General features: G+C 75.4%; 10 protein-coding genes. 2 read left to right on the forward strand and 8 right to left on the reverse strand.

Annotated elements, in window-relative coordinates:
• Window positions 1-226: 226 nt before the first annotated feature.
• Complete coding sequence (locus B7P34_RS33145; RefSeq protein ID WP_106681883.1) at window positions 227-442, forward strand: hypothetical protein; 216 nt, start codon at window positions 227-229, stop codon at window positions 440-442.
• Between the two features lie 31 nt (window positions 443-473).
• On the opposite strand, the gene B7P34_RS33150 is transcribed toward B7P34_RS33145, so the two are convergent.
• From B7P34_RS33150 to B7P34_RS33170, 5 genes are all read right to left on the reverse strand, one after another.
• Window positions 474-902 (reverse strand): nuclear transport factor 2 family protein, encoded by a 429-nt coding sequence (locus B7P34_RS33150; RefSeq protein WP_106681876.1) that lies wholly within the window; start codon window positions 900-902, stop codon window positions 474-476.
• Window positions 899-1,705 carry an MBL fold metallo-hydrolase gene (locus tag B7P34_RS33155; protein WP_106681877.1) on the reverse strand — a complete coding sequence of 269 codons (807 nt, stop codon included), beginning with the start codon at window positions 1,703-1,705 and terminating at the stop codon, window positions 899-901. Before B7P34_RS33155 ends, B7P34_RS33150 begins: the two co-directional genes overlap by 4 nt.
• Before the next feature lie 161 nt (window positions 1,706-1,866).
• Window positions 1,867-2,388, reverse strand: a complete 522-nt coding sequence (locus B7P34_RS33160) for a MarR family winged helix-turn-helix transcriptional regulator (RefSeq protein WP_223268483.1) — start codon at window positions 2,386-2,388, stop codon at window positions 1,867-1,869.
• A 117-nt stretch (window positions 2,389-2,505) separates the two neighbouring features.
• Complete coding sequence (locus B7P34_RS33165) at window positions 2,506-5,895, reverse strand: hypothetical protein (RefSeq protein ID WP_106681878.1); 3,390 nt, start codon at window positions 5,893-5,895, stop codon at window positions 2,506-2,508.
• Between the two features lie 30 nt (window positions 5,896-5,925).
• On the reverse strand, window positions 5,926-6,564 hold the full coding sequence (locus B7P34_RS33170; RefSeq protein ID WP_106681879.1) for a DUF4360 domain-containing protein: 639 nt from the start codon (window positions 6,562-6,564) through the stop codon (window positions 5,926-5,928).
• A gap of 237 nt (window positions 6,565-6,801) precedes the next feature.
• Here B7P34_RS33170 and B7P34_RS33175 point away from each other — a divergent pair, with 237 nt between their 5' ends.
• A complete protein-coding gene (locus B7P34_RS33175) occupies window positions 6,802-8,046 on the forward strand; it encodes a sulfite oxidase (RefSeq protein ID WP_106681880.1) in 1,245 nt (414 codons plus the stop codon).
• 9 nt (window positions 8,047-8,055) lie between these two features.
• Here the strand turns inward: B7P34_RS33175 and B7P34_RS33180 are convergent, their stop codons facing one another.
• The 3 genes from B7P34_RS33180 to B7P34_RS33190 all read right to left on the reverse strand — a co-directional run.
• Window positions 8,056-8,676 (reverse strand): 2OG-Fe(II) oxygenase, encoded by a 621-nt coding sequence (locus B7P34_RS33180; RefSeq protein ID WP_106681881.1) that lies wholly within the window; start codon window positions 8,674-8,676, stop codon window positions 8,056-8,058.
• Between the two features lie 137 nt (window positions 8,677-8,813).
• Complete coding sequence (locus B7P34_RS33185) at window positions 8,814-9,476, reverse strand: TetR/AcrR family transcriptional regulator (RefSeq protein ID WP_106681882.1); 663 nt, start codon at window positions 9,474-9,476, stop codon at window positions 8,814-8,816.
• A gap of 297 nt (window positions 9,477-9,773) precedes the next feature.
• A partial coding sequence (locus tag B7P34_RS33190) for a phosphopantetheine-binding protein (RefSeq protein WP_146167001.1) occupies window positions 9,774-10,831 on the reverse strand: 1,058 nt, incomplete at its 5' end.

The following is a 10,831-nucleotide window of genomic DNA, read 5'->3' on the forward strand; positions in this document are numbered from 1 at the left end:
CCGGCCTGTTCGCCCGGCTGCGGCTGTACGTACGGCAGGAGTAGCCCCGCCGCCGCGCGGCTGCCCGTCCCTCTTCGCTGTCGCGGGGACGGGCCGCCGCCCGGCCGCCGCTCCTCCTGCCGGCGTCCGCCCGGTCCCCTTTCAGGTGAAGGGGGAGGTCCGGCCGGTCCGGGGGCTCCCGGCAGCGGGAAGGGGAGTGGCCGTCGACGCTGACGAGGGAGAACCCATGCCTGCCGACGAAGTCGAGCGATTCCTGGGGGCGCTGAGCCCGGCCCACCGCGAGGAGGTACGGAGGCAGCCGCGCCGGCAGCAGGAGAAGCTGGCCGCCGCCTGGGAGACCGAGCTCCGGGAGGACACCGACCTCGACACGCTGAGCGAGCTGTCACCGGCCGCCGCGGAGAGCGAGGCGGCACGGCGCGTCGTCGAGGGCAAGGGCTCCTGAAGCACCTCGCGCCGGGCGTTCGGGACGCCGGTCAGGGCCGCATGGCCTCCAGCACCTTGGCGGTGTCCACGAACTGCTCGAAGCGCACGATCAGACCGCCGCGCACCGTGAAGTGGTGGGCGACGCGCACGCGCATCTCCTTGCCCGTCGCCTTGTTGACGGCGGTGTAGCGGGCGAGGACGACGACGTTCTCGCCCTCCGCGACGTACGTGTCGTCGTGGACGACCCAGTCGTCCCACTCGGCGGCGAGCCGCTCCATCACGTGGGTCGTGACGCCGGCCGGGGTGCGGTACGTGCCGGCCAGCGGGAAGCCCGCCATCTCGGTCCACTCCACGTCCGGGGCGAGCGTGGCGCGCAGCGCTTCGAGGTCGCCGGCGGCCGAGGCGAGGTACTGGCGGCGCACGACGTCCGCGGGGCTCGCCGGGTGCGTCATGTTCGTCCGGTCCGTCACGGCGGTCATCCCCACGTCATCTCGCCCTTGGCGACCTTGGCCCCGATCTGCGCGGCGATGAGCATGCCGTGGTCCGGGAAGCGGCGGGCCAGGGCGCCGGTCAGCGCGGCACCGTCGGCGGCCGCGGCCAGCTCCTCCTCGAAGGCGAGCAGGTAGGCGCGGGTGCCGGCGATGGCGCTCGCGTCGGCCGGGGCGCCCGGCAGACGGTGCCCGGCGACCACGAGCCGCGGGTCGAGCGCCGCCATCTCGTCCAGCAGCGCGATCCATGCGGCGCGCTGCTCCGGCCGCCGGGTGTCGGCGGTCCAGACGTGCTCCTGCGCGAAGAGCAGGACGCCGCCGAGGAGCGCGCGGCTGCCGGCCTGCCACAGGAAATGCCGGTCGGGCAGCTCCGCCGGGCCGCCCTTGAGCTCGAAGCGGTGGCCTTCGAGGGTGAGGTCGCCGGTGAGCGGGGCGATGTCCACCAGGCGGGTCGGCAGGTTCGCGCCGAGCCCGGCCCAGGCCTTGAGCTTGCCTTCGTAGGAGCGCCGGATGTGCTCGATGACGTGCGGGGTGGCGACGAACTCCGCCTCGGGGAAGGCGTCGGCCACGACCTCGGCGCCGAAGTAGAAGTCGGGGTCGCCGTGGCTGAGGAAGACGGTGGTCAGCCGCTTGCCGGAGTCGAGGACCTCGGCGACGAGCCGGTGTCCGTCGGCGCGGGTGAAGCCGGCGTCGACGAGCAGGGCGTCGTGCTCGCCGGTGACGAGGGTGGCGGTCTTGTTCCTGCTGCCGACGGGGAAGTCGAGGTCGAGGACCTTGAAGGCGAGGGCGCTCATGGGAGGGGCTCCTTGGTCGCGGGTGGGTGGAGCGATGCACCACCTGATCCGGCAGGTGTACCTGAGCTAACAGTCACTGACGTGTCAGGTATTTCGGTAGGGGTGTGCGACCTGTGTCACATGCGCGCGTGCGAGCCGGCGGTTAACGCTCAGCCGGGCCGCTACCGCAGCCTGGGCAGGGCGTCCCGTGCCGCGTGGCTCAGGATGCGCAGGTCCTCGGCGAAGCGCTCGCGGTGCGCGGCGGGCAGCGGGTCCACGAAGTGGCGGCGGATGTTCTCCACGTGCACGCGGGAGGCGCGGACCGTCGTCTCCTCGCCCAGGGGCGTCAGCCGGACCAGCCGTCCGCGCCGGTCCGCGGGGTCGTCCGTGCGCTCCACGAGCCCGGCCGCCTCCATGCGGTCGATCAGCCGCGTCACGCCGCCCGTGGTGAGCACCTGTTCCCGGCCGATCGCCTTCATGGACAGGCCCGGCCGCCCGGCCCGGCCCAGGATGAGGAGGACCTCGAACATCAGGTGGCTGATCCCGCACTCCTCCTCGATCGCCCGCCCGAGGATGTACTCCAGCCGGTTGGCCGCGCCCTGCAGCCGCCCGAAGGCCAGCACCAGCTCGTGGTCCGCCGCCTGCTTCGCCGTTGCGATCCGCTGCCCGTCCTCGATCCGCTGCCCGTCCTCGCCTGCGCCCACTGCCCTGCCGCCCTCTCCGCCGTGTCCTTCGCGGGGCGTCTCCGCTGCCGGCGCCCCGTACCGTCGATCATGCCTTGGTGCGGCCTGCCCTGGTGGGGCATGCCTTGGTGCGGCCGCTCACTCCTCGGCGGTGACCCTGGCGAGCGCCTCGTCGCGCACGTCCGGGTGGGCGTGGCGGCGCAGGGCCCGCAGTTGCTCGCGCCAGGGGGCGGACCAGCCGGTGCGGCGGCCTCCGACGACGGTGAGGGCGACCGCGAACAGGCCGGCCTCCGGGCCTCCGTCACCGGCCAGGGCACGGGCCGCTTCGGCGAGTGCCTCGTCGCTGCCGTGGCGGCCGCCGAAGCGCCCGTCGAGGGAGCCGGCCGTGCGGGCCGCGAGCACGGGCCTCCCCTCGTGCAGCCGGGCGAGGCGTAGGAGCTGCGCCGTCAGCTCGCCGGGCGCCGCGTCCGGGTCGAGGGTCCGCACCAGCAGGCCGGCGGCCTCGCGGGCGTGGTCACCCGAGGCGTGGAGCAGCTCGGCGACCGCGGGGGCGGCTTCCGCGACCGCGCGGGAATGCGGCGTGCTCAGCGCCGTGAGCCCGTTGACCAGGTGCCGGAGGCGCGCCCGGGCGGGCCGGTCGCGGCCGGGCTCCGCGTCGGGGGTGCCGGGCAGGGCGTCGGCAGCGGCGAGTGCGGTGACGGCCCGGACGAGCGGGGCGACGTCCGGCGACCCGGTGGGGGTCAGGGCCACGACCTGGCACAGCGCGTCGGCGGCGGGCCGCCAGCTCGCCCGGTTCGCCAGGTCGGTGACGGCCGCCACCAGGACGTCCGCGGCGCCGGGCGCCCAGGGTGACCACCGGGCGAGCGCCGCGTACGCCGGGCGGGCGACCTCGGGGTCGTCGGTGTCACAGACGGCCCGGACCAGCGCCGCGTACCGGTGCCGGTGCTGCTCGGGCAGCCGGTGGGGCAGGGTCGCGAGGACGGCCGTGCGCAGTTCGCGCCGGCCGGCCGCCGCGGACTCCAGCAGCCCCCAGGCGTCCTCGTGGGCGAGCAGGCCCTTCGCAAGCGCCACGCAGGCGGCCTGCACGTCGTGGTGTTGCCCCGGGCGCGCGGCGGCCTCGGCGAGGAGGGCCGCCGCGTCGGGCGCGGGCAGCGTGGCGGCCGCCAGCCGTGCGGCCTCCTTCCTGCTGGTCACCTTCACCCCGGAGGCCGCGGTCAGCAGCCCGCGCAGCGCCCCGGCCAGTTCGGACGGCGCGACGAAGCGGGCCGCGCGGGAGGCCGCGGCGACCGCGACCCGTGCCCGGTCGTCCCCCGCGTGCGCGAGCAGCAGCTGCACGTGCCGCCCCGGGGTGTCCGTCCACGCGAGCGAGGCGAGGGCGGCCTCGGCGAGCGGCACCTCGCCGTGCCCGGCATAGCGCAGCAGCAGCTCGGTGCCGTACTCCGGGATCCACGCGGCCAGGCGGAGCGCATCGACGCGCTGGTGCGTCGCCAGCGTGGTGTCGGCGACCGCGCGCTCCAGCAGGCGCGCGGCGGCGGCCTGCCGGCGCGGCGGCCAGTGCGCCGTCCCCCGGCCGACGGGCGGCAGCCAGTGGCTGTCCTTCGTGAGGAACCGCCCGTAGGGAGGCGTGTCGCCCAGGACGCCGTCCAGCAGGTCCGTGCGACGGTGCATCAGCATCCGCGCCACGGAGGGGAGCGCGGCCGCCGACGGGTCCCGGGCGAGGAGCTCGGTCAGCCGGGCGTCGCGCGTGCGCGGGTCGCCGAGCCGGTACGAGACGGCGGTGCGGGCGTCATCGGGGTCGCCGTGCTCGACCGCCCGCCGCAGCAGGGCCTGGAGCCCGGGCACGGCGTGGGCGCGGTCACCGAGGGCGGCCGCCAGGCCGAAGGTCCCGGCGAAGTCCGCCCTGCCGGCGGCCGCTTCGAGCGACGGGCGCAGAGCCTCGAAGAGCCGGTGCTCCTGCCCGCGCCGCAGGTTCCCGCCGGTGAGGTGGGGGGAGCCGGGCAGCCGTGCCAGGGTGCGCAGCGCCCACCCGGCCTGCTCGCTCTCGCCGGTGGTGTTCTCCCCGGCGTCGCCGTGTTCGCGCAGGAGCGCGAGGGCCAGGGAGCGCAGGGCGGACGTCTCGGACCACGAGAAGTCCCGTGCCTCGATCGCCTCCGTGGCGATGCGCTCCAGGTGGGCGGCGGCCTCGGGGGCGAACAACGAGGGGTGGACGGCGGCGAGCGCGGCCAGGGCGGCGGACCGCACCGGCTCCTGCTCGTTGCGCAGCCGGTCCAGGCCGGCGAGCAGGCCGGTGACGGCGCCGGGGTCGCGGGTGAGGGCCGCGTTGCGCACCAGCAGCCCGTACGCGTGCGCCCGGTCCCCGGCGTCGGAGCTGCGGGCCGCGGCCCGCAGCTCCTCGCGGACCTCGGCGACCGGTAGGTACGAGAGCGCCGACAGGACGGTGTGCGCGCTCGCCCCGCGCTCGCGGGCCTGCGCGGCCATGCGCCGCGCCTCGGCCTCCCGCCGCTCCCGCGGAAGCAGCTCCAGGATCCGGTCCGGCACCTCCGCGCGGCTGGTGTCCTGTCCGCGCATTGCGGCGTCGTAGCAGGCGGAGCGCTGCGACGGCGGCATCAGCCGCAGCAGGCGCACCAGCGCGGGCTCGTGGCGGGCGAGGGCCCGGGCGAGGTCGCCGAAGCCGGGCGGCCGGTGGCGTACGAGCGTCCGCAGGACGGGCTTCTGCAGGCCGAAGAGCTGGGCGTCCGTGCGCCCGGGCGCGAGGAGGAGCCGGACCGTGCCGGCGGGGTCGGCGGCCGCCAGCCGGCCGATGCGGTCGTGCACCTGCGCGGGCAGCGCCTCGTGGCACAGCCGCTGCAGCAGATCGAGCACCCGCAAGGGCTCGACGTCCACGGTGGCCGCCACGGCGGCCCCGTACAGGGACCACCACGCGCGCCGGCGGTGCTCCGGGAGCGCGCGGAGCCTGCGTTCGGCCTCGTCCAGGACGGCGGTCGCGTGGCGGCGGGCGAGCTTGCCCCAGGGGACGGTGGTGTGGAGGAGGACGGGGAGCAGCTCGGCGACGGTCGCCGGTTCACAGACGGGCAGCAGCTTCGCCGCCTCCGCGTCCCCCCAGCGCTCGCGGACCGGCCGGACGAGGGTCTCCGCGAGCGCGGTGCGCCGCCCCGCGACGACCGCCCGGACGAGCTCGCGGCGCACGGCCGTGGGGGCGTCCTCCAGCGCTGCTGCGACCACGGCGTCGGGGACGAGCCCGCGGCGGACGGCGGCGACGGCGTGGACCCGTACGGCCGGATCGGGGTCGGTCAGCCGCAGCTCCAGCCAAGAGGCGTCACGGCCGGTACCGGCGGCCATCGCCGCGACGCCCCGCCCGTACCCGCCCCGCTCCGACAGCCCGGCCAGTGCCGCCCCCAGCTCACCGCGCGCCCCCCGCTCCCGCGCCCACCGGGCGATCCGCCGCACCTGCTGCGGGAACGGCAGCGGTTCGAGGGAGGTGAGGAGCGCGTCGGCGGGGACGGGGACGGGGGCGGTGGTTTCGGTCACGGGGGGATTCTCGCGGACGGGACCGGACCGTCAGGCCGCGGGGCACCGCTTCCAGGCGAGGTGGAAGTCGGCACGGGCGTACCCGTCGGCCGAGTCCAGGGCCAGGAAGCTCGTGGTCGTCGACGTGTCCGAGGTTCCGGCGCTCACGCGCAGGACGATGTTGAGTTCCAGTGCCGACGGAGCGCACGGGGCGTAGACGAGGGGGTCCGGGGCGTTGGAGATGCGCCAGCTCTCGTCGGCCGGGCCGGTGAAGGCGCGCTTCGCCGGGGCGGAGTAGTCGCCCTGCACGCTGTTCTTGACGCTCACTGTGCCGGAGGCGCCCCTCTCCAGGTGGAGCATGCCCGCGTAGTCGGCCCTGTCGATCGCGTACGTGTATCCCTGCGGGGACCTGATGTTCATGCGGATCCGGCATTGCCTCAGGGCGTCGTTCGGCTTGGAGCCGACGCCCACTTGGGCGAGCATGGTGCCGAGCATCAACGTGAAGGCCGTGTTGTCCCCGGACATCGCCACGGTCATGGTTCCGGCGGGGCACCCCAGGCCGTTGACCGTGGCCACCTCAATGATCACCCTGCCCGGCGGCGGATCGTCCGCCGCTGCGGCCGTCCCGGGCGCGAACGCCGTGGTGGCGAAGGCCAGGGCCGCACCTGCGGCCGTCAGTGCTCTGAACATCACGCCCCCACTCGTCCGCGGAGTCACCGGGCGAGGGCCATGGCACCACCGGGGGCGCGGCGTGTACAGCTCAACTCAGGTCAACCCGGCACGGGCGGCCTCGTGGTGCGGCCGGATTGAGGTGGGGACAGAGCGCAGGGCGTGTTCTAGCGTGGGCCGGAGCCCGCTTCCAGCGTGCGGCCGAGCCTGCGCCCTGCTCTTCGGGGCGTTCTACGGGACGTCGGGGAGGACCGGTACATGTCCGAGCGCGCCTACGACCACGACAGGCTGCGGCAGTTCCTGGCGGGCGAAGCGGCGGGGGAGGGGCTCTCGCGCCGGAACGTGCTGCGCATGCTGAGCGTCGCGGCAGGGCTCGCCGCCGCCGGGGCCGGCGCCGCAGCGGGCATCGCGCACGCCGCGGGCAAGCCGGGGATCGTCAAGCCCCTGCCCGCCGAGCTGTTCACCGTGCGGGACACCAACGCGGAGACGAACTGGGCAGCGCTGCGGGGCACGGGCTACCACACGCCGGTCGACCGGTTCTTCGTCCGCAACCACACGTCGACCCCCGTCCTCGACCCCGCCCGGTGGCGCCTCACGGTGTGGGGCGGCGGACTGCGCGGCCGGCCGGTCGAGTTCTCATACGACGACCTGCGGTCCCTGCCCGCCGTGACGTCGAGCGCGTGCCTGGAGTGCGCGGGCAACGGCCGCAGCTACTACGGCTCCCAGCAGGGCGACCGGGTCACCGGCACCCCTTGGACGCTGGGGGCGGTCGGCGCGGCGCGCTGGCGGGGCGCGCGCCTGTCGGACGTGCTGCGGGCGGCGGGCCTGTCGCGGCGGGCGGTGGACGTGATGCCGCGCGGCCTCGACCCGGCGTACACCGCGGGCGGGACGGACTACGGGCACGTGCGACGGCCGCTCCCCGTGGCGAAGGCCCTCGACGACGTCCTGCTGGCCTACGAGATGAACGGCCGGCCGCTCCTGCCCGACCACGGCTGCCCGGCGCGCCTGGTGGTGCCGTCCTGGGTGGGCATCGCCTCCGTGAAGTGGGTCGGGGACATCGAGGTGTCGGACCGTCCGCTGTTCTCCCCGTGGAACACCGTTTTCTACCGCCTCTTCGGCTCCGCCTACCCGCCCGGCGGCAGCGCTCCGCTGACCCGCCAGCCCGTGCGCAGCGCCTTCGAGGCGGCCCCCGGGGCGGCGTTCGCCGCGGGCCGGGGGCACCGGCTGACGGGCCGGTCGTGGTCCGGTGGAGGGGGCGTCCGCCGGGTGGAGGTCAGCACGGACGACGGCGCCTCCTGGCGGGAGGCCCGCCTGCACGACGCTCCCCGGCCGGGCGGCTGGGTCCGCTGGAGCACCCACTGGCACCCGCGCGAGCCGGGGCCCGCCCGCCTCATGGCCCGGGCGACGGACACGTCCGGCGCCACCCAGCCGCTGCGCTCCGTCCCCAACGACCAGGGCTTCTTCTTCGACGCGGTGGTCCGCCACCCGGTCCGGGTGGTCTGAGCCGCCCGGTCAGCGCTGCGGGCGGTCGCGCCAGAACTCCAGGACGGCCGCGCGCAGCGTGCGCCCGGTGGTCACCGTGGAGGTGGCGTGCCAGACGGAGGAGTCGAAGGCGACGGCCGTGCCGGCCACGGGCGGCAGGGAACGCACGGGGGCGGTCGTGGGGTTGTGCGAGGCGCGGACCTCGAAGTGGCCGCCGCCGTCGGCGGGCCAGTCCCGGTTGAAGTAGAGCACCACGGTCAGGGCCTTCTCGGGCTCGTCGTGGTGCAGGGAGATGAACTCGCCCTCGGCGTGGGTGAACAGGCCGGTGTCGCGCGGCAGGCCGGCCAGGGCCAGTCCGGTGACCTCCTCCAGCCGCGCGGTGAACTCCGGCCCGTCGAGGTCGTCGAGCAGCTGCGACCAGACCGCGGGCAGGCGCTCCGCGGCCGGCAGCCGCTTCCCGTCCCGGGAGAGCCACAGGGAGCCCAGCCGGAAGCGCTTGACGGGGCTGGAGAAGACGACCTTCTCGAAACGGTCGTCACCGGGATAGGCGGCGTCCAGCTCCCGGACCGCGGATTCCGTGAGGATTCCCGTCGCCACGTGGGCGGCGATCGGTCCGCTGGTCCTGGTGAATTCGGCGGTGGTGCGCAGCATCGTGGAACAGACCTTTCCAGCCGGCGGGCGCCCGCAGGGGGTTGCGGGCGATGGCAGGCGGTGATGCTAGGCGCGCCGGCGGGAGGCGGGCTGTACGGAGACCCGTACAGGAACGACGGCCCGCCGGGAAGGGGCCGTCAGCAGGGCACGGCGGCCGGCTCCGCCCGCCCCGCGGGGAGGATCCCGTCGAGGATGATGCCGCACGCCGCGTGGAGTTCGGTGCTCAGCTCCAGGTGGGCGTCCCGCTCCTCGGCCTGGGACCAGCGGTAGAGCGTCCCGAGGTAGATGTCGCGCAGCAGGCAGCCGACGCGGTAGGCGTTGATGTCCGCGGGCAGTTCGCCGCGCTCCAGGGCGGCGTCGACGACCTCGGCGAAGATCTCGCCGGCGTACGGGGCCTCCTGCATCGGGCGGCCGGCCTTCACCCAGGCCATGAGCATGGAGCGGGTGACGTCCCGCTCCTCCTCGTTGATGGCGGCCAGGATGCGCATGCAGCGCTCCAGGGCGGCGCGCAGGCTGTCCTGCTGCTCGATCCCGGAGGCGCTCAGGCCGTCCCTGAGGCGGGCGCGCCGCTGTTCGCCCCAGGCGCTGATGAGGTCTTCCTTGCGCTGGAAGTGGTTGAAGAAGGTGCCGCGCGCGACGTCGGCGGCCTCGGCGATCTCGTCGACCGAGGTCTGTTCGTAGCCCTTCTCCGTGAAGAGCTTCAGGGCCGAGTCGTACAGGCGGCTGCGGACCTTGAGCTTGTTGCGCTCGCGGCGCCCGAGGGGGGCGGCGTAGTCGGTCGTGGCGGGCGTGTCATCCATGGCTGCTCCTGCTGGGTTCATCGCTTCTCCGGCTTGCGGCCTCGCATGCCAGCTGCCCGGGGTGGACCGGCGAATCCGCCCCGCCGCGAATGGATGATCATGCCGTCGCCTTGCCGACACGGTCGTGCGCCCTCGGCATGAAGACCCCGCCCCCGTCTGGCGATCTACTTGTACCACGATCCATGAATGGTTGGAAGTTCACGAAGTGTGGAGGAGTCGTGATGCGGATGCGGGGATACGGCATTGCGCGCCGTATCCCCGCCGTATCCCGCCCGACAAAGCCCGCCCGCCTTCCGGTTACGGGATCTCGGCTCCTTGCAGATCACGGGCCAGCCGCTCGGCGCTCTCCCCGCCCAGCAGCCGCGTAACGGACACCACCAGGCCGTGCTCGGTCAGCAGTTGCTGCCGCAGCCGGGCGGCCATGAGCGAATCCAGGCCATAATCGCGCAGCGGACGGCGGGGGTCGATGCCGTCGGGAGCCATGGCCAGCAAGCGGGCCGCGCCGTGGACGAGCGCCGCCGGCCCGGTCGGCATCCCCGCCGCGGCCCGGCCCCCGTCCGGGCCCGCTCCCTCGGGCTGCCGCGGAGCCTCTTCCGCTTCATGGCCGGATCGGGGTTCCGGATCACGGCCGGACGCGGCATTTGCCGGAAGGGGCGCGGGAATTGCGGGGGAATTCGCGAATGCGCGGACGCGGGCCGGGGTCAGGGCCCCGCGCAGCACGGAAGCCAGCGTTCTGGGAGCGTGCACGGCACCTTCCACGAGATGGGCCGCGAATTCGGGCAGGCGCAGCGCCGAACCGGTCCGCGATCCTGCTGCCGGCGACTCGGAAAGGCGTTCGAGGTGGATGCCGCGGAATTCGGCCAGCCGTCTGCCGTGTGCCCCCACGACGGTCACGTCGGCACGCGCCCGGGCGCCCGCCCGGCCGGGGGCGAAGACGGCCATCACCCATACCTGCGGGCCCAGTTCGCCGTCGAAGCGCACCTGCTCGAAGGAGACGGGGTGGTAGGCGTGGCGCGCGGACGGGCCGCCGGGCGCGGCGGCCAGCAGCGGCAGCAGGCACGCCTCCCAGGCCGCCTGCCCGAGGCCGTCGGGAGGGGCGACGAGCGCCACGGACTCCCCGTCGCGCCGCCACACGTGCTGCACGGCCGCCGCGTACGCGCCGGGGACGCCGTAGCCGCGCTGCGCCGTGCCGGACAGGAACCGCCCGGCAGGCTGGTAGTCGTGGCAGCGCGAGAGGGCCGCGGCGACGGCGTCCTGGAGGTCCGGCGCGGGGCCGTCCGCCTCGCCCGCCGCGTGCACCGTCGCGGTCAGGCACGTCAGGGGGGCCGTCGCGCCGTGCGCCGCGCCCGGCAGGG

It is taken from the genome of Streptosporangium nondiastaticum (assembly GCF_003011965.1).
Taxonomy (GTDB): Bacteria; Actinomycetota; Actinomycetes; order Streptomycetales; family Streptomycetaceae; genus Streptomyces; species Streptomyces nondiastaticus.